Origin of the sequence: Klebsiella sp. 7-CIP_Kleb., from assembly GCF_050378655.1 — a bacterium.
GTDB classification, from domain to species: domain Bacteria; phylum Pseudomonadota; class Gammaproteobacteria; order Enterobacterales; family Enterobacteriaceae; genus Klebsiella; species Klebsiella quasipneumoniae.
This window is the reverse complement of record NZ_JBNRLJ010000001.1, coordinates 1,387,397-1,414,309: the sequence shown is the minus strand read 5'-3', so window position 1 is coordinate 1,414,309 and position 26,913 is coordinate 1,387,397. Positions and strand designations below refer to the sequence as shown.

The 26,913-nt window shown below is 56.4% G+C and carries 23 protein-coding genes, 6 tRNA genes and 1 other RNA gene; 13 read left to right on the top strand and 17 right to left on the bottom strand.

Annotated elements, in window-relative coordinates:
* Positions 1–259: 259 nt before the first annotated feature.
* Together cysK and cysZ are read right to left on the bottom strand one after the other, a co-directional pair.
* A complete protein-coding gene (gene cysK / locus ACQUTI_RS06875) occupies positions 260–1,231 on the bottom strand; it encodes a cysteine synthase A (RefSeq protein ID WP_004202001.1) in 972 nt (323 codons plus the stop codon).
* A gap of 176 nt (positions 1,232–1,407) precedes the next feature.
* Positions 1,408–2,169, bottom strand: a complete 762-nt coding sequence (gene cysZ, locus ACQUTI_RS06870; RefSeq protein ID WP_017900461.1) for a sulfate transporter CysZ — start codon at positions 2,167–2,169, stop codon at positions 1,408–1,410.
* A gap of 230 nt (positions 2,170–2,399) precedes the next feature.
* On the opposite strand from cysZ, the gene zipA reads away from it, so the two are divergent.
* The 3 genes from zipA (at position 2,400) to ACQUTI_RS06855 (ending at position 5,766) form a co-directional block, all read left to right on the top strand.
* Positions 2,400–3,461 carry a cell division protein ZipA gene (zipA, locus tag ACQUTI_RS06865; RefSeq protein WP_004202003.1) on the top strand — a complete coding sequence of 354 codons (1,062 nt, stop codon included), beginning with the start codon at positions 2,400–2,402 and terminating at the stop codon, positions 3,459–3,461.
* A gap of 69 nt (positions 3,462–3,530) precedes the next feature.
* Positions 3,531–5,546 (top strand): NAD-dependent DNA ligase LigA, encoded by a 2,016-nt coding sequence (gene ligA / locus ACQUTI_RS06860; protein ID WP_004202005.1) that lies wholly within the window; start codon positions 3,531–3,533, stop codon positions 5,544–5,546.
* 1 nt (position 5,547) lies between these two features.
* Positions 5,548–5,766 carry a DUF3820 family protein gene (locus ACQUTI_RS06855; protein ID WP_004202007.1) on the top strand — a complete coding sequence of 73 codons (219 nt, stop codon included), beginning with the start codon at positions 5,548–5,550 and terminating at the stop codon, positions 5,764–5,766.
* On the opposite strand, the gene ACQUTI_RS06850 is transcribed toward ACQUTI_RS06855, so the two are convergent.
* Positions 5,763–6,761: a bile acid:sodium symporter family protein gene (locus tag ACQUTI_RS06850; RefSeq protein WP_004202009.1), complete on the bottom strand. Its 999-nt coding sequence runs from the start codon at positions 6,759–6,761 to the stop codon at positions 5,763–5,765. The genes ACQUTI_RS06855 and ACQUTI_RS06850 overlap by 4 nt on opposite strands.
* 88 nt (positions 6,762–6,849) lie before the next feature.
* Between ACQUTI_RS06850 and ACQUTI_RS06845 the strand changes: the two genes are divergently transcribed.
* Positions 6,850–7,776, top strand: a complete 927-nt coding sequence (locus ACQUTI_RS06845) for a LysR family transcriptional regulator (protein ID WP_004202013.1) — start codon at positions 6,850–6,852, stop codon at positions 7,774–7,776.
* An 86-nt stretch (positions 7,777–7,862) separates the two neighbouring features.
* Here ACQUTI_RS06845 and ACQUTI_RS06840 read toward each other — a convergent pair.
* The 5 genes from ACQUTI_RS06840 to ACQUTI_RS06820 form a co-directional block, all read right to left on the bottom strand.
* Positions 7,863–7,998, bottom strand: a non-coding RNA gene (locus ACQUTI_RS06840) — RtT sRNA.
* Positions 7,999–8,020: 22 nt separating this feature from the next.
* A tRNA-Lys gene (locus ACQUTI_RS06835) sits at positions 8,021–8,096 on the bottom strand.
* Between the two features lie 4 nt (positions 8,097–8,100).
* Positions 8,101–8,176: transfer RNA gene (locus tag ACQUTI_RS06830), tRNA-Val, on the bottom strand.
* A gap of 46 nt (positions 8,177–8,222) precedes the next feature.
* Positions 8,223–8,298: transfer RNA gene (locus ACQUTI_RS06825), tRNA-Val, on the bottom strand.
* A 45-nt stretch (positions 8,299–8,343) separates the two neighbouring features.
* Positions 8,344–8,419, bottom strand: a tRNA-Val gene (locus ACQUTI_RS06820).
* Between the two features lie 259 nt (positions 8,420–8,678).
* Here ACQUTI_RS06820 and gltX point away from each other — a divergent pair.
* A complete protein-coding gene (gene gltX, locus ACQUTI_RS06815) occupies positions 8,679–10,097 on the top strand; it encodes a glutamate--tRNA ligase (protein ID WP_053810103.1) in 1,419 nt (472 codons plus the stop codon).
* A 53-nt stretch (positions 10,098–10,150) separates the two neighbouring features.
* Here the strand turns inward: gltX and ACQUTI_RS06810 are convergent, their stop codons facing one another.
* Both ACQUTI_RS06810 and ACQUTI_RS06805 read right to left on the bottom strand, forming a co-directional pair.
* On the bottom strand, positions 10,151–10,543 hold the full coding sequence (locus tag ACQUTI_RS06810) for a MerR family transcriptional regulator (RefSeq protein WP_004202015.1): 393 nt from the start codon (positions 10,541–10,543) through the stop codon (positions 10,151–10,153).
* A gap of 3 nt (positions 10,544–10,546) precedes the next feature.
* Complete coding sequence (locus ACQUTI_RS06805; RefSeq protein WP_004202017.1) at positions 10,547–10,900, bottom strand: YfeC-like transcriptional regulator; 354 nt, start codon at positions 10,898–10,900, stop codon at positions 10,547–10,549.
* Positions 10,901–11,118: 218 nt separating this feature from the next.
* Here ACQUTI_RS06805 and ACQUTI_RS06800 point away from each other — a divergent pair.
* The 3 genes from ACQUTI_RS06800 (at position 11,119) to ACQUTI_RS06790 (ending at position 13,692) form a co-directional block, all read left to right on the top strand.
* A tRNA-Ala gene (locus ACQUTI_RS06800) sits at positions 11,119–11,194 on the top strand.
* Positions 11,195–11,235: 41 nt separating this feature from the next.
* Positions 11,236–11,311, top strand: a tRNA-Ala gene (locus ACQUTI_RS06795).
* 209 nt (positions 11,312–11,520) lie between these two features.
* A complete protein-coding gene (locus ACQUTI_RS06790; protein ID WP_180242078.1) occupies positions 11,521–13,692 on the top strand; it encodes an EAL domain-containing protein in 2,172 nt (723 codons plus the stop codon).
* Positions 13,693–13,740: 48 nt separating this feature from the next.
* Here ACQUTI_RS06790 and nupC read toward each other — a convergent pair whose 3' ends face one another.
* Entirely contained in the window at positions 13,741–14,943 is a 1,203-nt protein-coding gene (gene nupC, locus ACQUTI_RS06785; protein ID WP_012540950.1) for a nucleoside permease NupC, read from the bottom strand.
* Positions 14,944–15,288: 345 nt separating this feature from the next.
* On the opposite strand from nupC, the gene ACQUTI_RS06780 reads away from it, so the two are divergent.
* Positions 15,289–16,530 (top strand): Nramp family divalent metal transporter, encoded by a 1,242-nt coding sequence (locus ACQUTI_RS06780; protein ID WP_043520195.1) that lies wholly within the window; start codon positions 15,289–15,291, stop codon positions 16,528–16,530.
* A 57-nt stretch (positions 16,531–16,587) separates the two neighbouring features.
* On the opposite strand, the gene ACQUTI_RS06775 is transcribed toward ACQUTI_RS06780, so the two are convergent.
* Positions 16,588–16,947: a DUF2502 domain-containing protein gene (locus ACQUTI_RS06775; protein WP_017899491.1), complete on the bottom strand. Its 360-nt coding sequence runs from the start codon at positions 16,945–16,947 to the stop codon at positions 16,588–16,590.
* A 130-nt stretch (positions 16,948–17,077) separates the two neighbouring features.
* Positions 17,078–18,070 carry an L-glyceraldehyde 3-phosphate reductase gene (gene mgrA / locus ACQUTI_RS06770; RefSeq protein WP_049093298.1) on the bottom strand — a complete coding sequence of 331 codons (993 nt, stop codon included), beginning with the start codon at positions 18,068–18,070 and terminating at the stop codon, positions 17,078–17,080.
* Positions 18,071–18,250: 180 nt separating this feature from the next.
* On the opposite strand from mgrA, the gene ACQUTI_RS06765 reads away from it, so the two are divergent.
* Positions 18,251–19,912 (top strand): alpha-keto acid decarboxylase family protein, encoded by a 1,662-nt coding sequence (locus tag ACQUTI_RS06765; RefSeq protein ID WP_004202025.1) that lies wholly within the window; start codon positions 18,251–18,253, stop codon positions 19,910–19,912.
* Here ACQUTI_RS06765 and ACQUTI_RS06760 read toward each other — a convergent pair.
* Entirely contained in the window at positions 19,909–21,144 is a 1,236-nt protein-coding gene (locus ACQUTI_RS06760) for an ion channel protein (RefSeq protein WP_023318842.1), read from the bottom strand. The two genes, ACQUTI_RS06765 and ACQUTI_RS06760, sit on opposite strands and share 4 nt — an antisense overlap.
* Positions 21,145–21,407: 263 nt before the next feature.
* On the opposite strand from ACQUTI_RS06760, the gene glk reads away from it, so the two are divergent.
* The gene (glk, locus tag ACQUTI_RS06755; protein ID WP_004202027.1) at positions 21,408–22,373 is read left to right on the top strand and encodes a glucokinase; all 966 of its coding nucleotides are present in this window, start codon (positions 21,408–21,410) and stop codon (positions 22,371–22,373) included.
* Between the two features lie 54 nt (positions 22,374–22,427).
* Here the strand turns inward: glk and ACQUTI_RS06750 are convergent, their stop codons facing one another.
* Both ACQUTI_RS06750 and ACQUTI_RS06745 read right to left on the bottom strand, forming a co-directional pair.
* The gene (locus ACQUTI_RS06750; protein WP_004202028.1) at positions 22,428–23,165 is read right to left on the bottom strand and encodes a LytR/AlgR family response regulator transcription factor; all 738 of its coding nucleotides are present in this window, start codon (positions 23,163–23,165) and stop codon (positions 22,428–22,430) included.
* 11 nt (positions 23,166–23,176) lie between these two features.
* Positions 23,177–24,874 (bottom strand): sensor histidine kinase, encoded by a 1,698-nt coding sequence (locus ACQUTI_RS06745; RefSeq protein WP_023318840.1) that lies wholly within the window; start codon positions 24,872–24,874, stop codon positions 23,177–23,179.
* Between ACQUTI_RS06745 and ACQUTI_RS06740 the strand changes: the two genes are divergently transcribed.
* The gene (locus tag ACQUTI_RS06740; RefSeq protein WP_032428955.1) at positions 24,873–24,971 is read left to right on the top strand and encodes a hypothetical protein; all 99 of its coding nucleotides are present in this window, start codon (positions 24,873–24,875) and stop codon (positions 24,969–24,971) included. The two genes, ACQUTI_RS06745 and ACQUTI_RS06740, sit on opposite strands and share 2 nt — an antisense overlap.
* Positions 24,972–25,257: 286 nt before the next feature.
* The gene (alaC, locus tag ACQUTI_RS06735) at positions 25,258–26,472 is read left to right on the top strand and encodes an alanine transaminase (RefSeq protein WP_004202031.1); all 1,215 of its coding nucleotides are present in this window, start codon (positions 25,258–25,260) and stop codon (positions 26,470–26,472) included.
* 69 nt (positions 26,473–26,541) lie between these two features.
* Here the strand turns inward: alaC and ypdK are convergent, their stop codons facing one another.
* Positions 26,542–26,613 (bottom strand): membrane protein YpdK, encoded by a 72-nt coding sequence (ypdK, locus tag ACQUTI_RS06730; protein WP_099119320.1) that lies wholly within the window; start codon positions 26,611–26,613, stop codon positions 26,542–26,544.
* Positions 26,614–26,913: the final 300 nt, after the last annotated feature.

Here is a 26,913-nt window from a genome sequence, read left to right as displayed (position 1 = left end):
CGCTGCGAAGACCTGCGGGCCATTGACGTCTAGCACGTCATTAAACATTATGCCGCGAAAGGAAGACTTGAACCAAATCATAAAATCGATTCAGCTGGCGGAAATCCTCTTCTGAATAATTTCGCGCATCAAAATAAATGTGCTGGTTAAATACCAGACCCTACGAGGTGAATCAATGCCAGGAGGGGTAAAACTTTGACGTATGCCACAAAAAAGCACCTGAAAAGGTGCTTTTTTACACATTATTTACAAGCTGGCACTACTGTTGCAGTTCTTTCTCGGTGAAGAGATCGGCAAACAGCGCGGTGCTTAAATAACGCTCACCCGAGGAAGGCAGGATAACCACAATATTCTTATTGGTAAAGGCCTCATCTTCCTGCAGCTTCAGCGCCGCGGCAACGGCGGCCCCGGAAGAGATACCCGCCAGGATGCCTTCTTCTTCCATCAGGCGGCGTGCGGTGGAGATCGCTTCATCATTGGTGATGCCGATTACTTTGTCCACCAGCTTCAGATCCAGGTTGCCAGGAATGAAGCCGGCGCCGATGCCCTGAATTTTGTGCGGGCCCGGCTTGAGCTCTTCACCCGCCAGTGCCTGGGAGATGACCGGCGAATCGGTCGGTTCAACCGCGACGGTGATCAGATCTTTTTTGCCCTTGGTGTTTTTAATGTAGCGGCTGACGCCGGTCAGCGTACCGCCGGTACCGACGCCGGAGATGAAGACATCCACCTGACCGTCGGTGTCTTCCCAGATTTCCGGACCGGTGGTCTTTTCGTGGATTTCCGGGTTAGCCGGGTTACTGAACTGCTGCAGCAGCAGGAATTTTTCCGGGTTGCTGGCGACAATCTCTTCCGCCTTCTGAATGGCGCCTTTCATGCCTTTGGCGCCTTCGGTCAGCACCAGGTTGGCGCCCAGCGCTTTCAGAAGCTTACGACGCTCAATGCTCATGGTTTCCGGCATGGTTAGCGTTAGCTTGTAGCCGCGTGCCGCCGCCACGTAGGCGAGGGCGATACCGGTGTTGCCGCTGGTCGGTTCGACCAGTTCCACGCCAGGTTTCAGCACGCCGCGCTTTTCAGCATCCCAGATCATATTGGCGCCGATACGGCATTTTACGCTAAAGCTCGGGTTACGAGATTCTACCTTTGCCAGGATACGGCCGTTACCAATGCGGTTCAGTCGTACCAGCGGCGTATGACCGATAGTCAGGGAGTTGTCTTCAAAAATCTTACTCATGGCCCGTCCTTAACTGTATGAAATTTGGGGGTACGGCATCAGCATACCCGCTTAAAGAATATGCGGAAGTAAGGATTTAGCATATCTATATGCGTAAGGGAAATAATGATGAGCAAGAAGGAATAAGCGGAGATATAAGGAGCGGCGCTCGCCGCTCCCCGGGAGAGGTGTGACGACTACTTCCAGCTGGCGTGTCTGTCGCGATAGCAATCGACCCACATGGCGGTGGCGCCGCAGATAGCCACCGGGAGGATCACCAGGTTTAACACCGGGATCATGGTGAACAGGCTGGTGAGCGCGCCAAACTGCATATTCATCACCTTGCGGCTGCGCAGCGCTTCGCGCATGGTCCTGAAGGGGACCTTGTGGTTATCGAAGGGGTAATCGCAGTATTGAATCGCCAGCATCCATGCGCTGAACAGGAACCAGAGTACCGGAGCCACCGTCTGGCCAACGCCGGGTATAAAGTAGAGCAGCAACAGCACGATGGCGCGGGGCAGGTACCATGCCAGCTTCTGCCACTCACGCTTCATGATGCGGGGAATATCCTTCATGATGCCAAAGACGCCGACGTCCGGCGGGGTGGCGCCAGTCAGACGCGCTTCCAGCTGTTCCGCCAGCAGGCCGCTGAACGGGGCGGCAATCCAGTTGGCAATAGTAGAAAAGAAGTAGCCAAACACCAGCAGGATCGACAGCACCACCACCGGCCACAGCAGGTAGTTCAGCCACTGCAGCCAGTCAGGTACATGGCTCATCAGCGAAGGGATCCAGCTGTCGAGACGGGTAAACAGCCACCAGAAAGCACCGCCCATCAGCAGCACGTTAACCAGTAAAGGCAGGAAGACATAACGACGTATGCCCGGCAGCCCGATGAGTTTCCAGCCCTGCGAAAAATAGTGTACGCCGCTACGCGGGGTCGGTGCGGATGATGAAACCATAGCCAGGCATTGCTCCTTTTTTAACATCCAGTGTGAATGCTCGCTTATTTTATCGGGTCGTCAGACAATAACCAGTTAGGAAATGTTCGAAAAAACAGCAAAAAGCACGATTTAGTTCATCTTTATGTGGTGAAAGCGACCGACACACTTGCACTTGAGGTAATCGGCAAATACTCTTAGTGAGTAAATGTTTGCCGTGGTGGCAAGGTGTTAGAACAACAGAGAATATAATGATGCAGGATTTGCGTCTGATATTAATCATTGTTGGCGCGATCGCCATAATCGCTTTACTGGTACATGGTTTCTGGACCAGCCGTAAAGAACGTTCTTCGATGTTTCGCGATCGCCCACTGAAACGTATGAAGTCGCGCGACGATGAGTCGGAAAACGACGACTTTGATGATAATGTTGAAGGCGTAGGTGAAGTCCGCGTTCATCCGGTGACTCACGCTCCGCACGGCGCGCATGGGGAGCATGAAGCCCCTCGTCAGGCGCCGCAGCACCAGTACCAGCCGCCTTACGAGCGCCAGATGCAGCAGCCTGTGCGTCCTGAGGAACCGGTTCGTCAGGCGCCGCCGCCGCGCCAGGCCCCGGTACAACCGCAGGGACAACCGTCTGCGCCGCATGCGGCTCCACAGCCGGGCTGGCAACAGCCGCAACCCGCGCAGCCGCCCGTGCAACCGCAACACCAGCCGCAGCCTGTTGTGCAACAGCCTGTCGCGCCGCAGCCGGTGACCCCGACCGTCGCCCAGCCGCAGCCGGCCGCTCCGCAGCAGCCTGCGCCACAGCCTGTTGCCGCGCCGCAGCCCGCGGTGGCTGAACCGCAGCCGACAGAGCCGCAGCAGCCTGCAGCGCCGCAGCCGAAAGAGCGTAAAGAGACGGTCATCGTGATGAACGTCGCCGCGCACCATGGCGCGCAGCTTAACGGCGAGGTGCTTATCAATAGCATCCAGCAGGCCGGCTTCAAGTTTGGTGAAATGAATATTTTCCACCGCCATCTGAGCCCGGACGGCAGCGGCCCGGTGCTGTTCAGCCTGGCCAACATGGTGAAGCCGGGGACCTTCAATCCGGACAGCATGGCGGATATGATGACCCCTGGGGTGACTATCTTTATGCAGGTCCCTTCCTACGGTGATGAGCTGCAGAACTTCAAGCTGATGCTGCAGTCTGCGCAGTATATCGCCGATGAAGTGGGCGGCGTGGTGCTTGACGATCAGCGTCGCATGATGACGCCGCAAAAACTGCGTGAATACCAGGATCGTATTCGCGAAGTGAAAGACGCGAACGCCTGACGTCCCGCGTTATCTCAACTCCTTCTCAACCCCCGCCTGTCGGGGGTTTTTTATCATTGATGGTGTGATATGGAACCGATCGAACAACAACTGACTGAACTGCGAACCACGCTTCGCCATCATGAATACCTGTACCACGTTATGGACGCGCCGGAAGTGCCCGATGCGGAGTATGACCGGCTGATGCGCGAGCTGCGCGAGCTGGAGAGCCAGCATCCGGAGCTGATTACCCCGGATTCGCCGACTCAGCGCGTGGGGGCGGCGCCACTGACCGCCTTCAGCCAGATCCGCCATGAAGTGCCGATGCTGTCGCTGGACAACGTGTTTGACGAAGAGAGCTTTCTGGCCTTCAACAAGCGGGTGCTGGATCGCCTGAAAAGCACTGACCCGCTCATCTACTGCTGCGAGCTGAAGCTCGACGGTCTCGCGGTGAGCATTCTCTACGAAAACGGCGTGCTGGTGCAGGCGGCGACCCGCGGCGACGGCACCACCGGCGAGGATATTACCTCTAACGTGCGAACCATCCGCACCATCCCGCTCAGGCTGCATGGCGATAATATCCCCGCACGCCTGGAGGTGCGCGGGGAAGTGTTCCTCCCGCAGGCCGGGTTCGAAAAAATCAATGAAGAAGCTCGCCGCACCGGCGGAAAAGTGTTTGCTAACCCGCGCAATGCGGCGGCGGGCTCGTTGCGCCAGCTGGACCCGCGCATCACCGCGAAGCGACCGCTTACTTTCTTCTGCTACGGCGTTGGGGTGCTGGAGGGCGGTGAGCTGCCGGCCAGCCACTCGGCCCGTTTACAGCAGTTCAAAGCATGGGGATTACCGGTGAGCGATCGCGTCACTCTTTGCCATACCCCCGAGGAAGTGCTCACTTACTATCGTAAAGTCGAGGAAGATCGTCCCCATCTGGGCTTTGACATTGATGGCGTGGTGATCAAAGTCGATTCGCTGGCGCTGCAGGAACAGCTGGGTTTCGTCGCCCGCGCGCCGCGCTGGGCCGTGGCCTTTAAGTTCCCGGCCCAGGAGCAGATGACTTTCGTCCGGGACGTGGAGTTCCAGGTGGGTCGCACCGGGGCGATTACGCCGGTGGCGCGCCTGGAGCCGGTCCATGTCGCCGGCGTGCTGGTGAGCAATGCCACTTTGCATAACGCCGATGAGATTGAACGCTTAGGCTTGAAAATCGGCGACAAGGTGGTGATTCGCCGGGCAGGCGACGTGATCCCTCAGGTGGTCAACGTGGTGCTTTCCGAACGTCCGGCAGATGCCCGGGATGTTGAATTCCCGACCCACTGCCCGGTCTGTCAGTCAGACGTTGAGCGAGTGGAAGGCGAGGCGGTAGCCCGCTGTACCGGCGGCCTTATCTGCGGCGCGCAGCGCAAAGAGTCGCTCAAGCACTTTGTCTCCCGTCGCGCGCTGGACGTTGACGGCATGGGCGATAAGATCATCGACCAGCTGGTGGAGAAAGAGTACGTCCATACCCCGGCGGATCTGTTCCGGCTGACCGCAGGGAAACTGACCGGGCTGGATCGGATGGGGCCGAAGTCCGCGCAAAACGTGGTCAACGCTCTCGAGAAAGCCAAAGAGACAACCTTCGCGCGTTTCCTCTACGCCTTGGGCATTCGCGAGGTAGGAGAAGCCACGGCGGCAGGCCTGGCGGCGCATTTTGGCACCCTCGAAGCCCTGGAGCAGGCTTCCATTGAGGAGCTGCAGAAGGTCCCTGATGTCGGCATCGTCGTCGCCACCCATACCTTCAACTTCTTTGCCGAAGAGAGCAACCGCGATGTCATCGCGCAGCTGCTGGCGGAAGGGGTTCACTGGCCGGCGCCGGTGGTGGTGAAGGCGGAAGAGATTGACAGCCCGTTTGCAGGCAAAACCGTCGTCCTGACCGGCAGCCTCAGTCAACTGTCGCGGGATGATGCCAAAGCGCGTCTGGTGGCGCTGGGGGCGAAGGTGGCGGGCAGCGTGTCGAAGAAAACCGATCTGGTGATTGCAGGCGAAGCGGCGGGTTCTAAGCTGGCGAAAGCGCAGGAGCTCGGCATCGAGGTGATTGACGAAGCCGAAATGATGCGTCTGCTGGGAGAATAACGTGGATAAAGCGCAGCTGGTCGAGATCGCCAATACCGAGATGCCGTTCGGTAAATACAAGGGGCGTCGTTTAATCGATGTCCCGGAGGAGTATTTATTGTGGTTCGCGCGCAAGGATCAATTCCCTGCCGGCCATCTCGGCGAGCTGATGGCGCTGACCCTGCTGATTAAAAGCGAGGGGCTGAGCGATCTGGTCCAGCCCCTGAAGAAAGCGCGTTAGGCTTTGGCGGCGTTAGTCTTTTCCTGAGCGAGACGCGCATCGGTTTGCCGTTTATAGCGCCGCGCCAGCACCGCGCAGACCATCAGCTGGATTTGATGGAAGATCATCAGCGGCAGCACCATGATGCCGAGGATGGAGGTCGGGAAGAGAATATTGGCCATCGGGATGCCGTTGGCCAGGCTCTTTTTCGAACCGCAGAAGACGATGGTAATTTCATCAGCTTTGTTAAAGCCGCAGCGGCGGGCGACGAACACGTTGACCGCGATGACGATGGCCAGCAGCACCAGGCTGACTACCACGATAAACAGCAGCGATCCCAGGCCCACTTTATGCCAGATCCCGTTCACCACCGCCTCGCTAAAGGCGGAGTAGACCACCAGCAGAATCGAGGTCTGGTCGGTCTTACCAATCCACTTCTTATGCTTCGCCACCCAGTTGCCGATCCACGGCCGCGATAAATGGCCGAGCACGAAAGGCAACAGCAGCTGCAGCATGATCTTTCCGACCTGCTCGAGGCTACCGCCTGCGCCGTGAAGGTTCATCAGGACCCCCACCAGCAGCGGTGAAACAAAGATGCCCAACAGGCTGGAGGCCGAAGCTGAGCAGACCGCCGCCGCGACGTTGCCTCCGGCCAGCGAGGTGAAGGCGATGGCGGATTGCACGGTGGCCGGCAGAATGCACAAATAAATAAAGCCGCTGTAGAGCATCGGATCGACCTTCACCGGCGCCCACCAGGCAAACAGAACCCCCAGCACCGGGAAGAGAATAAAGGTGCTGCACATCACCCACAGATGCAAACGCCAGTGGCTGCCGCCGGCGATAATTGCCTCCCGGGAGAGTTTGGCGCCATGCATAAAGAACAGCAGGGCGATGGCGGCGGTGGTGAGATGTTCAAAGAAGGGGACGAAAGCGCCACGGGCCGGGAAGAATGAGGCCAACAGGACAACGGTGACCAGGGTTGCCGTAAACGGATCGAGAATGCGGAAAAGTTTCATAAACGCTCCTGAAAAGAGATGCGCTATTGTGCTTTTTTTGATTTGAGAAATAAAATTGATTTATTGCATCTATTCATGAATTAAAAAGATGAATTACTCTCTGCGTCAGTTAAAAGTATTCGTTACCGTTGCCCGCGCCAGGAGCTTTAGCCGGGCGGGGGAGATGATTGGCTTAAGCCAGTCGGCCGTCAGCCACAGCGTCAAGGAGCTGGAGCATCAGACCGGAGTCCGTCTCCTTGACCGTACCACCCGGGAGGTGGTCCTCACCGAGGCGGGTCAGCAGCTGGCAGGCAGGCTGGAGCGTTTGCTCGATGAGCTTGCGGTGACGCTGCGCGATGCCGGTCGGGTAGGCCAGCAGCTGAGTGGCACCGTTAAGGTCGCCGCCAGCCAGACGATTTCCGCCCACCTTATTCCGCAGTGTATTGCTCACAGTAATCGACGTTATCCTGATATCGATTTTGTGCTGCACGACCGGCCCCAGCAGTGGGTCCTGGAGAGTATTCGCCAGGGAGAAGTGGATTTTGGCATCGTGATTGATCCGGGCCCGGCGGCCGATCTGCAGTGCGAGGTGGTCCTGGCGGAACCTTTTTTGCTGCTCTGCCGGGAGGATCATCCTTTTGCCAGCCTGACTGAAGTGCCGTGGCAGGCGCTACAGAATGAGAGACTGATCCTGCAGGACTATGCTTCCGGCAGCCGTCCGCTGATTGATGCGGCGCTCAGCAGGCTGGCTGTCCGGGCGAACATTGTGCAGGAGATTGGCCATCCGGCAACGCTGTTTCCGATGGTGGAATCGGGAATTGGCATCAGCGTACTGCCGGCGCTGGCGCTGCCGTTACCGCAGGGAAGCCATCTGGCGGTAAAGCGACTGACTCCGGTAATGGAGCGGCAGCTGATGCTGGCATGCCGGAAAAACCGCTCGCTGTCGACCGCCGCCCAGGCGTTATGGGAAATCGTGCGAGAAGAAGGGGGCAATCTCACCGCCGCCAGGGTTGAAGATCCGCTGTATCAGCGTTGATCGCGGTTTATCGCCACGGGGAAGCTCGTGGCCGGGGCTGTGTTCCACGCATAGCAAAAAGGCGCCTTTAGGGCGCCTTTTTACATTGGTGGGTCGTGCAGGATGACTCGGCTTCGCCTCGCCCTTCGGGCCGTCGCCGCAAGCGGCTCCGTTGTCTCACTGCGTTCGACCCGAACCTGCTGCAGGTTCGAATCGTTGAGTTCCGCGCATAGCAAAAAGGCGCCTTTAGGGCGCCTTTTTACATTGGTGGGTCGTGCAGGATTCGAACCTGCGACCAATTGATTAAAAGTCAACTGCTCTACCAACTGAGCTAACGACCCGAAGTGGTGGGTGATGACGGGATCGAACCGCCGACCCCCTCCTTGTAAGGGAGGTGCTCTCCCAGCTGAGCTAATCACCCACTTCGGTACTTCACATTTTGACAGAAAATCCAGCTGGCGAGAAAGTGGTGGGTGATGACGGGATCGAACCGCCGACCCCCTCCTTGTAAGGGAGGTGCTCTCCCAGCTGAGCTAATCACCCACTTCTCAATTTTCTGTTCTACACGGCGGAGACTACGTTAAGTAGTGGTGGGTGATGACGGGATCGAACCGCCGACCCCCTCCTTGTAAGGGAGGTGCTCTCCCAGCTGAGCTAATCACCCCCGCTGTGTGGAGTCGCATTATAGGGAGAGTTGAAAATGAGTCAACGCCTTTTCTAAAGAATTCGTTCGTTCGTCGTAAAATTAAACAAAGCGATCGTAAAACCGGCGTCATAGCATGATTTATAAACAAAAATGGCAAACCGCGACGTTCCGACGGGAACAACATTGAGGAATCAGCCCACGGTGTTAGAATATTGACCCATAATTTCCACCGGACATTGCCGTCTATCGGCATCTTTATTAAACGTAAGGCCAATTCATGAAAATCAAAACTCGCTTCGCGCCAAGCCCAACCGGCTATCTGCACGTTGGCGGTGCGCGTACTGCTCTCTATTCCTGGCTTTTTGCCCGTAACCACGGCGGTGAGTTTGTACTGCGTATTGAAGACACCGATCTCGAACGCTCCACCCCGGAAGCAATTGAAGCCATCATGGATGGCATGAACTGGCTGAATCTGCAATGGGACGAAGGTCCCTATTACCAGACCAAACGTTTCGATCGTTATAACAACGTGATCGATGAGATGCTCGAAGCCGGTACCGCTTATAAATGCTATTGCTCGAAAGAGCGTCTGGAAGCGTTGCGCGAAGAGCAGATGGCGAACGGTGAGAAGCCGCGTTACGATGGCCGCTGCCGCCATAGCCACGAGCATCATGCCGACGATGAGCCGTGCGTGGTGCGTTTCGCCAACCCGCAGGAAGGGTCAGTTATTTTTGACGATCAGATCCGCGGACCTATCGAGTTCAGCAACCAGGAGCTGGACGATCTGATCATTCGCCGTACCGATGGTTCCCCGACCTACAACTTCTGCGTCGTCGTGGATGACTGGGACATGGCGATCACCCACGTGATCCGTGGTGAAGATCATATCAATAACACGCCGCGCCAGATCAACATCCTTAAAGCGCTGAACGCGCCGGTGCCGGTATACGCGCACGTATCGATGATCAACGGCGACGATGGCAAGAAACTCTCCAAGCGCCACGGGGCGGTCAGCGTGATGCAGTATCGCGACGATGGCTACCTGCCGGAAGCGTTGCTTAACTATCTGGTGCGTCTGGGTTGGTCCCATGGCGATCAGGAGATCTTCACCCGCGAAGAGATGATCGAGTTCTTCTCGCTGGGGGCGGTCAGCAAATCCGCCAGTGCGTTCAACACCGACAAGCTACTGTGGCTGAACCATCATTACATCAATACGCTGCCGGCGGAGTATGTGGCGACCCATCTGCAGTGGCATATCGAGCAGGAAAATATCGATACCCGCAACGGTCCGCAGCTGGCCGAGTTGGTGAAGCTGCTCGGCGAGCGTTGCAAAACGCTGAAAGAGATTGCCCAGAGCTGCCGCTACTTCTATGAAGAGTTCGCTGAGTTCGACGCCGACGCGGCGAAGAAACATTTGCGTCCGGTAGCGCGTCAGCCGCTGGAAGTCGTCCGCGACAAGCTGGCGGCGATTAGCGACTGGACGGCGGAAAACGTCCACCACGCGATTCAGGCAACCGCTGATGAGCTGGAAGTGGGCATGGGTAAAGTCGGTATGCCGCTGCGCGTGGCCGTTACCGGTGCTGGGCAGTCTCCTGCACTTGACGTAACCGTCCATGCAATCGGCAAGTCCCGTAGCGTAGAGCGTATCAATAAAGCGCTGGCTTTTATCGCTGGGCGCGAAGGCCAGGCGTCCTGACGGGGACGTAGATGATATAACGGCAGGATATAATCCTGCCGTTTTTTTGTCTGTTACGCCGGGCTGGCGATGCCGAGGCGGGCAAGAAAACCGCTAATCCCTTCCCGGGCCAGCAGGTCGCGGAGCTGCAGCTGTTCTGCCGGAGTCATCAGTTGCAGGGTTTCTGTGATTTGCCGCCAGATCGCGTCCGCCTCATTGACCAGGTAAGCGCCTGGCGATTCCGCGAGATGATTGTCGCTAAACAGATGGCGTCTGGCGGGAATGTTAGTCAAAAACTCACGCACCGGTTGGTCGATGACCACCAGTCGCGCTCGTCCCCCTTTAACGCCGGGTATCGCTTCTGTGCGCCATTTCTTCTCCCGAACCCAGCGATTGATCGTTTGTCTGGCCAGCCCCAGGCAGTCGGCAAGCTCTGCGGGCGTCATTTTATCTTTTAGTTTCATCATGGTTTACCGATCGCGGATCCCTAACCGAAGCAGTAACCCGGTGATCCCCTCGCGCAGCAACAGCGACATAAGCTGCTTCTGCTCGCTGGGGGTGAGTTCTTTACAGAGGGTCAGCAGCAGCGATTCCAGATCGCTGTCGTGGGGAGAATAGGTGCCGGGCGTCTCCGCCACGCGCTGGGCGCTGCGGATAAACTCCCTGACTTGCTCATTGACATGGACCAGGCGCGCCTTGCCGCCCTGGACGCCAGGCCGCGGAGAGGTCTGCCAGCCTTCTTTCCGCACCCACTTATTGATAGTTTGCCGACTGTAGCCGGTCAGATGGGCGATTTCTTCAGGTGTCATTCGTTCCTTGAGCATACTATTTCCTGAGTAAATGTATGGAATTAGCTGTCCATGTTATAGCATCCTTTTACTGGAAAAGGTGACCTGTTTAACTTCTGGCTGCGATAAGGCTCGCAATGTCAGCAGGTTGCCTGCTTTTTCAGCGATTGAATCGAGAAGGATAATTTTGCCGTTGACACCTGAGCGAGGAATTCATATTATGCCGCCCGTCAACACGACACGCTTTACGTTACGGGGCTATAGCTCAGCTGGGAGAGCGCTTGCATGGCATGCAAGAGGTCAGCGGTTCGATCCCGCTTAGCTCCACCAAATTCTGCACCCAGCGGAATTGGTTCGTAAAGAGGTCCTGTGGGGCTATAGCTCAGCTGGGAGAGCGCTTGCATGGCATGCAAGAGGTCAGCGGTTCGATCCCGCTTAGCTCCACCAAAATTCAGAACCCTCGCTTCGGCGGGGGTTTTTGTTTTTATCTATTTTCATGTAAAGCATTTTCTGCTTAAGTCAGTTAATCTCCAGCAATTAAAATCGAAAGTAATTTCAGACTTTTTCCTGATAAATCACCTTGCCTGCCCTAAATAAGCAACATAACATTTCCCCCATTAAACGTAATGAGGTTGCCGGAGTTTTAATTAACAATAATGGTTGATAAAATTAACATTAATATCAAAAAAACTCTGTTGGCCTTTATCGTCTGTTTAGTCGCTATTCCGCTGGCTCGTTTTATTTCACCGCAAACGGTTATTGATGGCAATCTTATTTATATTGCCTGGCTGCCCATTAGCGTGATGTTTTCTGTTATTTTTATCTTTGGCCGCTATGCGATTGCGCCATTAATCCTCGCATTTGCCATCACCAATTGCTTTCTTATTAAATTAACGCTACCGCAGGCGCTTATCTTACTCTTTTGTCAGCTGTTTGCGGTGTTCTTCTCCTGCGTTATTCTAAGACTGATGGTGGGTAAGCGCTGGCGCTGTGGCCCGACGGCAAAACATATGGGAGCGCGGATCTTCTGGGGCGGCTTCTTCGCGCCGGTGCTGCTGAAACTCACCATGTACCTTGCCGGGCAATATTTTGCTTTTCCCTTATCTATTACCAGCTATTTTGGCAGTATGCCATTGATTTATACCGTAATAGATATTCAAAGTTTAATCAGCGCGGCATTAATTTTTACCACTTTTTTATATTATCCAATGCGGATGATTATCAATCCACGCTACGCCCGACGTTTCTGGCGGCAGGAATGTTTACCGTGGCTGGCAGCAAAATATCGTTCCTTTACGCTATATTGGTTTATTGCGCTGGCGGTGATATTAACGCTATTGTGTGCGCCGTATCAGTCTGAATTTATTGCCGGTTATTTAGTTCCGGTGATTTTTATCGTCTACTTTATCGGGATCAGCCGAATTGGTCATGCGCTGCTGCGTATTTCATGGTCGGTCTCGGCTTTTTTACTGGTGGTGTATAACAAAAACTTTCTCCAGGGCGTCCAAAGCGAGTATTCATTATCCTTTGTGCTCTCAGTGCTGATCTCCTTTACTATCTGTTTGTTTTATATGGCAGACACCTATGCCCGTAGCGACCGCAATAAACGCCGCTGGCGTAGTCAGGCGGAAGAAGATCCGCTGACTGGCTTGCCTAACCTGCGCGCGCTGGAGAGCCATTTACAGAGCTGCCCGCAGCAGGTTATCTGCAGCCTGCGTATTCATAATCTCGACTTTCTCAGCAGGCATTATGGCCTGATGATGGGGGTGGACTGTAAACGGCAGATTATTCGGGCGTTGCAACCGCTGCTGGGGGCGACGGATAAAGTTTTCCAGGTGCCGGGCAGCGAACTGATCCTCGTGCTTGACGGACCGGAGCCTTCGTCCCGTTTGCATCATATGGTCGCGGTTCTCAATCACAAAAAATTCAGCTGGCACAATCAGCCGCTGGATCTGGAGTTTGGCGCGGCCTGGGGCCGCGACGACGGTCAGCGCGAGGGACTTCACCAGATGCTGGGTCAGCTAAGCTGGCTTTCCGAACAGGCGGGTAGCGAACGTCGGGTGCTGGCCCTGGATGAGGAGCAGGAGCTGGTGGTGGATCAAACCACCGAGCAGGTGCGCCTCCTCATGCGCGTCAAGCAGGTGCTCAAAGAGCGGGCGCTGATGCTCTATGCGCAGCCGATTCAGAACAGGGAAGGGGAGGGATATCATGAGATCCTCACCCGCATGCGCTGTGGCGATAGCGTCATTATGCCCGATCAGTTTATCCCGTTGATTGTGCAGTTTAACCTCAGCCAACGTTTCGACATGCTGGTGCTGGAGACCTTGTTCAGCGTGCTTCATCAGCACCCTGGCCAGCGATTCTCGGTCAATCTGCTGCCTGCAACTCTGATGCAAAAGGACAGCGCCGCGCAGATTATCGCGCTGTTTCAACGCTATGCGGTCTCACCAGGCCTTATCACTATTGAAGTCACTGAAGAGCAGGCCTTTTCCAATGCCGACATCAGCCAGCAAAATCTTGAAGCGCTGCGCGCGTTTGGCTGTGCCATCGCCATTGATGACTTTGGCACCGGGTATGCGAACTATGAACGACTGAAGCATCTGCAGGCCGATATCATCAAGATTGACGGCTGCTTCGTTCGCGACATCCTCACTGACCCGCTGGATGCCATTATGGTGAAATCGATTGTTGAGATGGCGCGGGCGAAACAGATGAGCGTGGTGGCGGAATATGTCGAAAGCGAACCGCAAAAAGCGCGCTTGCTGGAGCTGGGGGTGAATTATCTGCAGGGCTACCTGGTGGGCAAGCCCCGGCCGCTGGGCGAATGACGGGTAAAAAAAAGCCGGGCATTGCCCGGCTCAGAGGACTGGCGCCTGTTACAGAACCAGAGCCGCAATTGAAGCAGACAGTACGCTGACCAGCGTGGAGCCGTAAACCAGCTTCAGACCGAAGCGTGAAACCACGTTGCCCTGTTCTTCGTTCAGACCTTTAATCGCCCCGGCGATGATGCCGATAGACGAGAAGTTGGCGAAGGAGACCAGGAATATAGAGATAATGCCTTCCGCACGCGGGGAGAGCGTCGAGGCGATTTTCTGCAGATCCATCATGGCGACGAATTCATTGGAGACCAGCTTGGTGGCCATAATACTACCCACCTGCAGCGCTTCGCTTGCCGGCACACCCATCACCCAGGCGACCGGGTAGAAGATATAGCCAAGGATCCCCTGGAAGGAGATGCTGTAGCCGAACCAGCCGGTCACGGTAGCGAACAGGGCGTTCAGCGCGGAGATCAGCGCGATGAAGCCGATCAGCATCGCCGCCACGATAATCGCAACTTTAAAGCCCGCCAGAATGTATTCGCCCAGCATCTCGAAGAAGCTTTGACCTTCGTGCAGATTCGACATCTGCAGATTTTCTTCACTCTCTTCCACGCGGTACGGGTTAATCAACGACAGCACGATAAAGGTGCTGAACATGTTGAGCACCAGCGCCGCGACGACGTACTTCGGCTGCAGCATGGTCATATACGCGCCGACGATGGACATCGATACGGTGGACATCGCGGTCGCCGCCATGGTGTACATACGGTTGCGCGACATTTTGCCGAGAATATCTTTATAGGCAATAAAGTTTTCCGACTGGCCGAGGATCAGCGAGCTGACGGCGTTGAAGGACTCCAGTTTGCCCATGCCGTTGATTTTCGACAGCACGGTACCGATGGCGCGGATAACAATCGGCAGGATGCGAATATGCTGCAAAATACCGATCAAAGCGGAAATGAAGACGATAGGGCACAGAACCTTAAGGAAGAAGAAGGCCAGACCTTTGTCGTTCATGCTGCCGAACACGAAGTTTGTCCCTTCGTTGGCAAAGCCGAGAAGTTTTTCAAACATCTCGGAGAAGCCTTTCACAAAACCCAGACCAATATCGGAGTTGAGGAAGAACCAGGCCAGCAGGACTTCAATGACAAGCAGTTGAACAACATAACGAATACGGATCTTTTTACGGTCATGACTGACCAACAGGGCCAGTATAGCCACCACAACGATCGCGAGGACAAAATGCAAGACGCGGTCCATAGTTGCTCCAAATATGAGGCAGGTTAAATTTCCGTGCACATTCTATGCAACGGCTTTAAAGAAAACGAGATCAATTGCACACTATTGCAAGGAACTGTGACCAATGGCAAAAATAGTGATCAAACATCCACTTTTGTTATGTTACGTAAAGGTTTTAAAAGTTGCATTCTTGTACTACTCTTAATATTTGGCGCGATCGGGTTTTCTGACGCCCTTTTCCATATCCGGCCAGCAATTGTTCCCTCCTATCACAGCAATTATTATCTCCATTCTAAATGAACTTGATAATCATTCGCATTTTGATAGGATGAAACATAGCAAAGGCTATATTTCCAGAGGCAGAAGATGACTAGCAGTCGCGTTGAGAATAGCAGTAGTCGCGCCGCGCGCAAGGTGAAGCTCGCCTTAATGGGGCCCGCTTTCGTCGCTGCCATTGGCTATATCGATCCGGGTAATTTCGCCACGAATATTCAGGCTGGCGCCAGCTTTGGCTATCAGCTGCTGTGGGTCGTAGTATGGGCCAACCTGATGGCGATGCTGATCCAGGTGCTCTCTGCCAAACTGGGCATTGCCACCGGTAAAAACCTGGCCGAGCAGATCCGCGACCATTACCCGCGCCCGGTCGTGTGGTTTTACTGGGTACAGGCGGAAATCATCGCCATGGCCACCGATCTGGCCGAATTTATCGGCGCTGCGATTGGCTTTAAGCTGGTGCTGGGCGTATCGCTTCTGCAAGGGGCGGTGCTGACCGGGGTGGCGACCTTCCTGATCCTGATGCTGCAGCGGCGCGGGCAAAAACCGCTGGAGAAGGTGATTGGCGGCTTGCTGCTGTTTGTTGCCGTCGCCTATGTCGTTGAATTGATCTTTTCCCAGCCCGCGCTGGCTCCCCTGACCAAAGGGCTGGCGATCCCTACGCTGCCCAACGGCGAGGCGGTATTCTTAGCCGCCGGGGTGCTGGGGGCCACTATTATGCCGCACGTGATCTACTTACACTCCTCGCTTACCCAGCATCTGCACGGCGGGACGCGAAAAGAACGCTATAACGCAACCCGCTGGGATGTGGCGATCGCCATGACCATTGCGGGGTTCGTTAACCTGGCGATGATGGCGACCGCCGCGGCGGCATTCCACTTCAACGGCCATACCGGCGTCGCCGATCTCGATCAGGCTTACAGAACGCTGGAGCCACTGCTGAGCCACGCGGCGGCGACCATCTTTGGCCTCAGCCTGATTGCCGCCGGTTTATCGTCGACCGTGGTGGGCACTCTGGCAGGTCAGGTCGTTATGCAGGGGTTTATCCGCTTTCATATTCCGCTGTGGTTTCGCCGGGCGATCACCATGCTGCCGTCGTTTGTCGTCATTCTGCTGGGGCTGGATCCTACGCGCATCCTGGTAATGAGTCAGGTGTTGCTCAGCTTTGGCATTGCGCTTGCCCTGGTGCCGCTGCTGATATTTACCAGCAATGCGAAGCTGATGGGAGACCTGGTGAATACCCGTTGGGTGAGAGGCATCGGCTGGGCGATAGTCGCCATTGTGGTGAGCCTGAACGGCTGGTTAATTGTGGGATCGCTGCTCGGGGTGGATTGATGACTTCCTGCTGCGGAATAAAGCAAAGGGGAGCCGATGGGCTCCCCTTTTCGTCTGTTAGTGATGGCCATGTCCATGACCGTGACCGCGTCCGCCGGGACCACGTCCCCAGCCGCCGCGATGGTCGTCGCGGTCGCTCCAGCCCGCGCGATAGCCGCGCTCCCAGGCTTTATCTCTGCCTTTGTCCCAGCCTTTGTGCCAGCCGTTGTCATGACGATGCCAACGGTTATCACGCCATTCATAGTGACGACGCCAGTAATCACGGTCGCGCCAGCCGCCACCGTCCCAGTAGTTACCGTAATTGTCACGATCGCCTATTTGTAATTTTACCGATGGCAGCAGGGTGATTTCACCAGCGTTAGCGACTAGTGGCGCTGCGGCCAGCAGTACTGCTGCCAGAATCAGTGACCTGAACATACTCTTCTCCTTCACGATCGGGGCCGTAAGCGGCCTGTTAACCTGATATTACGGGCCGGTAAAGACCCGTCGCATCGGACGAACTCCGAAAGCGCAGAAAAGAGCACTTTTTGCTAAAGTAACATTTGCTTTACAGCGCCAGGATGGCATCAATCGCCGCGCACTCCTCGGCGCTGAAATGACGGTTTTTCAGCATCCCAACCGCATCATCCAGCTGGGCGGTTTTGCTGGCGCCGATCAGCACGGAGGTGACTTTCTCCTCGCGCAGCACCCAGGCCAGCGCCATCTGCGACAGCTTCTGCCCGCGGGCTTCCGCCAGCGTATTCAGCTGACGAATTTTTTCTAATTTGGCGCGGGTCAGTTGCTCCGGCTGCAGAAAACGACTGCTGCTGGCGGCGCGTGAGTCTGCCGGAATGCCGTTAAGATAGCGGTCGGTTAGCTGCCCGCCGGCCAGCGGTGAAAACGCTATACTTCCCACCCCTTCGGTCTGCAAAAAATCCAGTAATCCCTCTTCCACACCGCGTTCAAACATGGAGTAGCGAGGCTGGTGAATGACGCAGGGGGTGCCGAGGTCGTTAAGGATTTTCACCGCTTCTCGCGCCTGGGCGAGCGGATAGTTAGAGAGGCCGACGTACAACGCTTTACCCTGGCGGACAAGATGATCGAGCGCGCGCATCGTTTCCGTCAGCGGTGTCTCCGGGTCCGGGCGGTGATGATAAAAAATATCGACATACTCCAGCCCCATGCGCCGCAGGCTCTGGTTCAGACTGGCCACCAGGTATTTGCGTGAACCCCAGTCGCCGTAAGGGCCGTCCCACATGGTGTAACCCGCTTTGGTGGAGATGATCAACTCATCGCGATAGGGCAGGAGGGCCTCTTTAAGGATGCGGCCAAAATTGCTCTCCGCCGAGCCCGGCGGCGGCCCATAATTATTGGCCAGGTCGAAATGGGTAATGCCGAGATCAAACGCGTGCAGGAGCATCTGCCGGCTGGTTTCCACCCGCGTTTCATCGCCAAAGTTATGCCACAGACCGAGAGAAATAGCCGGGAGCTGAAGGCCGCTGCTCCCGCAGCGACGATAGGCCATCGTTTGATATCGCGTGGTGCTTGCCTGGTAAACCATTCTTCCTCCGCAGATAAAACAAGGTGTGTATACGTTTACACTAATCAATGTTTTGCGTGGAGTACACCGCTTTTTAGGCGTAACTATTGCTTTACACCGGCTTTATCGTCCCCCTTCTGGACAGGCGGATCGCTTATTCAATACTCAAATTACACCTGCACCAAAATGAGGATAATGGACATGCAACCGACCTACACTATTGGGGATTATCTGCTGGATCGCCTCGTTGACTGCGGTATTGACCGCTTGTTCGGCGTACCAGGAGATTACAACTTACAGTTTCTCGATCGCGTCATTGCGCACAGCGCCTTGGGGTGGGTCGGCTGCGCCAACGAGCTGAATGCGGCCTATGCTGCTGACGGTTACGCACGCATTAAGGGGGCCGGCGCGTTACTAACAACCTACGGCGTCGGCGAACTAAGCGCCCTGAACGGCGTGGCGGGAAGCTATGCGGAGCATATTCCGGTATTACATATCGTCGGTGCGCCCTCCACTGGTGCTCAGCAGCGCGGCGAACTGCTGCATCACACCCTGGGTGACGGCGATTTCCGCCATTTTGCGCGAATGAGCGAGCAGATCACCTGTAGCCAGGCGCTGCTGACCGCTGGCAACGCCTGCCATGAAATCGACCGTGTTCTGCGCGATATGCTGACGCATCATCGACCCGGCTATCTGATGTTGCCGGCCGATGTCGCCAGAGCGGCAGCGATTGCCCCAGCGCAGCGCTTGCTGGTGGAGGCCGCTCCGGCGGATCAAAACCAGCTCGCCGGATTCTGCGAACATGCCAGCCGCCTGCTGCGGGGCAGTCGACGCATTTCCCTGCTGGCGGACTTCCTCGCGCAACGCTATGGCCTGCAGAACACGCTCCGGGAGTGGGTAGCGAAAACCCCCGTCGCCCACGCCACCATGCTCATGGGCAAGGGGCTGTTCGATGAGCAGCAGAGAGGTTTTGTCGGCACCTACAGCGGCATCGCCAGCGCGCCTCAGACCCGGGAGGCTATCGAAAACGCCGACACCATCATCTGCATTGGTACGCGCTTCACCGACACTATCACCGCAGGGTTCACCCAGCATCTGGCGCGGGAGAAGACGATAGAGATCCAGCCTTTCGCGGTCAGGGTGGGCGATCACTGGTTCAGCGGCGTGCCGATGGATCAAGCCCTGGCTGCGCTGATGTCCCTTTCCGCACCGCTGGCGGCGGAGTGGGCGGCGCCTCAGGTCGTGGCGCCGGAAGTGGAAGAGGAGGGCGAAGGCGAGTTAACCCAGAAGAATTTCTGGTCGACAGTGCAGGATGCGCTGCGCCCCGGCGATATTATCCTCGCCGATCAGGGGACGGCGGCATTTGGCATCGCGGCGCTTAAGCTCCCCTCTGAGGCATCGCTGATCGTCCAGCCGCTGTGGGGATCGATTGGTTTTACCCTCCCGGCCGCCTATGGCGCGCAAACCGCGGCGGCAGAGCGGCGGGTGGTGCTGATCGTCGGCGATGGCGCCGCCCAGCTGACGATTCAGGAAATGGGCTCTATGCTGCGCGATAAACAAAAGCCGCTTATTCTGCTGCTGAATAACGAAGGGTATACCGTAGAACGGGCGATTCACGGTCCGGAGCAGCGCTACAATGATATTGCCCTGTGGGACTGGCGGCGCCTGCCGGAAGCCTTCGCCCCGGACGTTGCCTCGCGCTGCTGGCGGGTTACGCACACTGCTGAGCTACGGGAGGCGATGGCGGAGAGTATCACCTCCGATACTCTCACCCTGGTGGAAGTGATGCTGCCGAAAATGGATATCCCCGATTTCCTGCGCGCGGTGACGCAGGCGCTGGAGGAACGAAACAGCCGCGTTTAGTCGGTATGGTGTCTGGCAATCATTAAGGGCCTCCCGGCCAGCAGCAGCCAGGCCGGGAGCATCACAATGCACAGCAGCGGCAGCAGCGTGGTGTCCGGAACCACCACAGCGGCCATAAACAGGCTCAGCCAGCCGTCGCGGGTGACGACCAGCACCATGCCGAGGATCGCGCAGGAGACGGTAATTGCCGCCGGCACGGCGTCCACGTGGGCATGCAGCATCAGCCCCAGCGCCACGCCGACGAAGACCGCGGGGAAAATCCGCCCGCCGCGAAAGCCGCAGGCCGAGGCGAGAACCAGCGCAGCCAGTTTGACCAGCGCAATGAGCAGATAATCCGAGGCGGTCAGCGTCTGGCTGAAGGCCAACTGCTGCATCTCATCCAGCCCCTTAAACAGCGTTAAATGTCCGCCAATGGTTCCAAGGATCCCTAACAGCAAGCCGCCGAGGCCCAGCGTCAGGATTGGGTTTTTCAGGCGATGCATCAGCGTGTGCAGGCGCGGCAGACACCAGACGGCGACCATACCGACAGCGATAGCGATCAGGGCGACGATCATGCCGCTGACGATATCGACGAAGTGCATCTGGCTATAGTGCGCGATCGGCAGCGTGAAGTGGGGGTGGAAAAACAGCCCGGTCGTCAGCGCGCCCGCGGCGGCGGCAAGCATCGGGGCAAACAGACGATCCCACAGCGGCGACTCGTTGCTGCTGTTCAGGGTTTGCGAAAAAATCAGCGCGGCGGCCACCGGGGTGCCGAAGAGGGCGCCGATGGTGCCTGAGGCTGCGAGAATGGTCCAGTCCAGAGAGCTGACCCGGGGGAACAGTCGGGAGCCGACGGCGACGGCCAGCGCAATATTCACCACCATAATTGGATGCTCCGGGCCCAGGCTGACGCCGCCGGCGAGGCCAAGGATCAGCGCCGCCAGCAGCCCGGGCAGCGCGCCGGTGGCAATAGGCGCGCCGATTAACGACTCGGTCGCCGGGTCCGGCCCGGCGTGCCCCGGGCTGTAACGGACGACCAGGCCCACCGCGATCCCCGTCGCCGTGAGAATGGCGATGATCCACAGCGGGTTGTCGGCGCTCACCCCAAACTGCACAGGCAGATTGCTCCACAGGAAGCGCTGCAGCAACGCGGCAACTTTCATCGCGCCGATCAGGATCAAACTGGAGGCGATGCCAATCAGAATAGCTGGCACCGACAGGATCAGCATTGTTCTGGCGCGAGGATGGAGCATGAAAATGTCCTTGTTAAAGTTCAGGAGCACTACTTTGCCTTTGTCGACGGGGATCGTCGATGCAAATGGTGCTGAAACGATAAAGTTAAGGCGGCGTCTGATACCCGTGGCCTCGTTAATAGGCTACTTTGCATTGATTACAAACTAAATGTGACCTGTGTCGCTAAACAAGGGGCGTCCGCGAGTTGGACGTTGTTGTTAAGCCGCCATGAATTTACAGTGTGCCAAAAGATTTATTTTGACTTTAGCGGAGCCGTAACGGAATGACAAAATTTGCTTTAGTAGGAGATGTCGGGGGGACCAACGCCCGCCTGGCGCTGTGTGATCTGGCGAGCGGAGAGATCTCTCGTGCAAAGACCTATTCCGGGCTCGATTACCCCAGTCTGGAGGCGGTGGTGCGCGTCTATCTCGAGGAGCATCAGGTGACCGTCAGCGAAGGCTGTATCGCCATCGCTTGCCCGATCACCGGCGACTGGGTGGCGATGACCAACCATACCTGGGCCTTCTCCATCGCCGAGATGAAGCGCAACCTTGGCTTTGCGCACCTGGAGATTATTAACGATTTCACCGCCGTTTCAATGGCCATCCCGATGCTGAAAGCTGAGCACCTGATTCAGTTCGGCGGCAGCGCGCCGGTAGCCGGCAAACCGATCGCCGTTTATGGCGCCGGAACCGGGCTGGGCGTAGCCCATCTGGTGCACGTTGATAAGCGCTGGGTCAGCCTGCCAGGCGAAGGCGGCCATGTCGATTTTGCGCCGAACAGTGAAGAAGAGGGCATTATTCTGGAAGAGCTGCGCGCTGAACTGGGGCACGTCTCCGCAGAACGCGTGCTCTCGGGGCCTGGTCTGGTCAACCTCTATCGCGCGATAGTCAAATCGGATGGTCGACTGCCGGAGAACCTGCAGCCGCGTGAGGTCACCGAGCGGGCGCTGGCGGATAGCTGCACCGACTGTCGCCGGGCGCTGTCGCTGTTCTGCGTCATTATGGGGCGCTTCGGTGGAAACCTGGCGCTGACCCTGGGGACGTTTGGCGGCGTGTATATCGCCGGCGGCATCGTGCCGCGCTTCCTGGAGTTCTTTAAAGCCTCCGGCTTCCGCGGCGGTTTTGAGGACAAAGGCCGATTTAAAGCCTATGTCCAGGATATCCCGGTTTACCTGATCGTGCATGACAACCCAGGCCTGCTGGGCTCCGGCGCGCATCTGCGTCAGACGCTGGGTCAGGTGCTGTAAGCGCATTCCTCCCGGGCTACCGCCGTAGCCCGGCAAGGCGGGGCTCCCCGTCGTCTACAGATTCATCAGCTGGCGAAACTCTTTCACTTTACTGCGACTGACCGGAACCTGAAACTCCAGGTCGCGCAGGCGTAGCACGTAGGTATTGTTAAACCATGGCTCAATTTCACGAATTTTGCTGAGATTCACACAGTACGAGCGGTGACAGCGAAAGAAATGTGCGGTGGGCAGTTTGCTGCAGAATTCGGTAATGTTCATCGGCATGACGAAAGACTCCCGGCGAGTGTAGACGAAGGTCATCTTCTCGTGCGCCTCTGCATAATAGATATCATGGATACTGGTGACGATGATCCGCTCATCTTTTATCAGATTGATGGTGTCGTTTTCCCGAGGCGCCGCGCTGGCTAGCCCGGAGGCGGCGTTATTTTGCTGCTGCCAGGCGGCGGTCAGCTTCTGCAGCATATTGATGATGCGCGACTCCTGGTAGGGCTTCAGAATGTAGTCAAACGCCTCAAGCTCAAAGGCTTCCACGGCGTGTTCTTTCCACGCGGTGATAAAAACGATAAAAGGCTTATGGGCGAACTGGCTGATGTTCTGCGCCAGCAGAACGCCATCCAGCGACGGAATATTGATATCGAGAAAGATGGCGTCGACCTTGTTGTGCTGGAGAAATTTCAGCACGTCCAGACCGTCGTCAAAGCTGCCGACGATCTCCATCTGGCTGTGGGTGTTGATAAGCCAGGAGAGCTCCTGTTGGGCCAGAAACTCATCCTCCACAATGATAACTTTCATCTTTTCTCCGCTCATGACAACAGAGACTCCGTCAGCGCCTGCGGCGTAGAGTGATTGGGGACATAAAAGGCGATTTCCGTTCCTGGCGTCAGGGTGCGGATATGCAGCCCCTCGCCGTAGAGCAGTTTCACCCGATGATGAACGTTGAGCAGGCCGATTTTGTTACCTGGCATTTCATCGGCTTCCACGCGGGCGACCACGGCGGGATCGATGCCGTTGCCAGTGTCGCGAACGCTGATGCGAACCCGATTGCCGCACTCATTGATGCCGATCGTCACCACCCCTTTCCCTTTACATGGCTGAATGCCGTGCACAATGGCATTTTCCACCAGGGGCTGGATAAGCAGGCTCGGGATCACGCAGCTGACGTCGTCGTCAATATCATAGATGACCGTCAGTTTGTCGCCGAATCGCGCCTGTTCAATGGCGATGTAATCTTTGATCTGATACAGCTCTCGTTTGATATCGATCTGCTCATCGTCTTTTAATTCGATGTTATAGCGCAGATAGCGCGACAGATTAAAAATGAGCTGGCGCGCGGTGTCCGGATTAAGGCGAATCGAGGAGGAGATCGCGTTCAGGGCATTGAATAAAAAGTGTGGGTTAATCTTGCTTTGCAGAGCGCGCAGCTCCGCTTTGTTGGCCATCTCCCGCAGCTGTTCGGCGCGGGAAACCTCCAGCTGGGTGGAGATGATTTGTGACAGGCCTATCGCCATCTCCTGCAGCGTCGAGGTGATGCGATGGGCGTGGCAGTAATAGATTTTTAGCGTGCCGGTGACCACCCCCTTTTCCCACAGCGGGATGACCATTAAGGAGTGGATCTCCGGCGTGCGGTGGGCTTCGTCATTGTTTTTTATAATGATCTTTCCATAACGAATGGCCTGTCGGGTAGTGGGGCTGATGACATCGTCATGGTGTTGATAGTTGGCTTCACCGACGCCCACGTAGGCCAACACGTGTTCCGTATTGGTGATTGCCACCGCGTCGGCGGTAATGTCGCGGCGGATGATGTCGCAAACCTGGCGCAGAGAATCGCTGTTGACCTGACGGAACAGCGGCAGGGTTTTGTTGGCAATGTCGAGCGCCAGTTTCGCCTGCCGCGCGGCGCTGGCCTCCTTTTCCCCTTCCACGCTCTGCACCAGCAGCACGATAAAGCCGATGCAGACGCTGCCAAGGATCATCGGGATACCAATTTTCGAGACGATATCCAGGCCGAGGCTCAGAGAGGGCGCCCAAACTATCACCAGGATCATGGTCAGGGTCTCGCAGAGCATGCCGGCCAGAATGCCGATTTTCCAGCGTTGATCGCGGGCCACCTTGCGGTTAATCAACCCCGACAGCAGACCGGCGATGATGCTGGTGATAAAGCAGGGTACGGCGGTCACGCCGTCAATATCAATCAGATAGCGGTGCACACCGGCAATCACCCCGACAATGGCTCCCACCCATGGGCCAAACAGGATCCCGCCGGACATCACGGCGATGATGCGCACGTTTACCAGCGATCCTTCCACCGGCACACCGGACCAGGTACTGAAGAGCGCGAACAGCGAGAAGATGGCGGTGACAGCCAGCAGCTCTTTCGGCGTATGCGCTGATTTATGCAGCAGTTCGCGGAACAGGCGGAGGCGAATAAGGAAAAACAGGCAAATAAGCATCAGGGCCGCACGATCATAGACCGCCAGCATCATAGTAAAGATTTCGTGCATGGGTGCGCCGCGTCAATGGCCAGAAAAGGACATGATAAAAAACCTGACGACAGAAGACCAGCCGCAGAAAAATAATGAGGAAAAGGCACACTTTTAAAAGGGGATTGAATCATGGCAAGGCGACAAACCGCTAGACGCCAGAGGAAACGATAAATACCCGTGATAGAAAAGATATCAATATGTTACCACTTGCATACAAAACGGTATTCATCCCGCGGCGTATTGCCGTATTTAGCGCAGACGATACCCGTTTTTAACGCCAGTGATTATTTTTCGTCAGGGCACTCGACAACGTGTTTTTTTTCAGGTTATTTTCTAAACGAGCCGCAACAGCGGCAGCGTCGCTCGGACGGTCCGGGCGCTAACGTTAATCAGAGGAACCTATGGCTGAATCCAGTCCTGAACGCCGTTTTACGCGTATCGATCGTCTCCCCCCGTACGTTTTTAATATTACTGCCGAACTGAAAATGGCTGCGCGCCGGCGCGGCGAAGATATTATCGATTTCAGTATGGGCAATCCCGATGGCGCGACGCCGCCGCATATCGTGGAAAAACTCTGCACCGTCGCGCAGCGGCCTGACACCCATGGTTACTCTACCTCGCGGGGGATCCCACGCCTGCGTCGCGCTATTTCGCGCTGGTATGAAGAACGCTATAACGTCGATATCGATCCGGAATCGGAAGCGATTGTCACCATTGGTTCGAAAGAGGGGCTGGCGCACCTGATGCTGGCGACGCTGGATCATGGCGACACCGTGCTGGTGCCGAACCCCAGCTATCCGATCCATATCTACGGCGCGGTGATTGCCGGGGCGCAGGTGCGCTCGGTGCCGTTGGTGGAAGGGGTGGATTTCTTTAACGAATTGGAACGCGCCATCCGCGAGAGCTATCCGAAGCCGAAGATGATGATCCTTGGCTTTCCCTCGAATCCGACCGCGCAGTGCGTCGAGCTGGATTTCTTTGAAAAGGTTGTCGCCCTGGCGAAGCAGTATGACATCCTGGTCGTCCACGATCTGGCCTATGCCGATATCGTGTATGACGGCTGGAAAGCGCCCTCCATTATGCAGGTGCCTGGCGCGCGCGATGTCGCCGTCGAGTTCTTTACCCTGTCGAAAAGCTATAACATGGCCGGCTGGCGAATTGGCTTTATGGTCGGCAATAAGACCCTGGTGAACGCGCTCGCCCGCATCAAAAGCTACCATGACTACGGCACGTTTACGCCGCTGCAGGTGGCGGCGATAGCGGCCCTGGAGGGCGATCAGCAATGCGTGCGGGATATCGCGGAACAGTATAAGCGCCGCCGCGATGTGCTGGTGAAAGGGCTCCACGAGGCCGGCTGGATGGTTGAGTGTCCGAAGGCGTCCATGTACGTCTGGGCGAAAATTCCGGAACCTTATGCCGACATGGGCTCGCTGGAGTTTGCGAAAAAGCTGCTTAACGAAGCTAAGGTTTGCGTCTCTCCGGGGATTGGCTTTGGCGATTATGGCGATACCCATGTCCGCTTCGCGCTGATCGAGAACCGGGACCGGACGCGTCAGGCGATCCGCGGCATCAAGGCGATGTTCCGCGCGGATGGCTTACTGCCCGCCGCGAGCTAGCGCTTCGGCGAATACGCTATAACAAAAACGGGAGCCTGTGGGCTCCCGTTTTTTTGACACCGCTGCAGTCTAGATCATCAGGGCAAAAGTACCGGCCCAAACGATGACCATAAAAGAGAGACCCATAAAGAAGTATTTCACGACTCATCACTCCACGCGCTTATACGACGTTCAAATGAATTAATTGTTCTGTTTTTCAAGGGCTGTCGCCGGTGAAATCTCACCCTGCGGCAGCTCGCAATTCTGTGCGTTTAATGCTCCAGATGGCGCTAATGTACGCCTAAAAAATCAGGGAAACAAGGGGCATTTTTTTATTAATTTTTAGTTACTTACGGGTGTCGTGATTCGGCGACACATTAATTTCGCCCGGTAATAAATTTAGCGCCAGCGACGCTACCAAAACGGGTTTCTCGTTAGTGAGATTAGCGGGGCTAGTCAGGC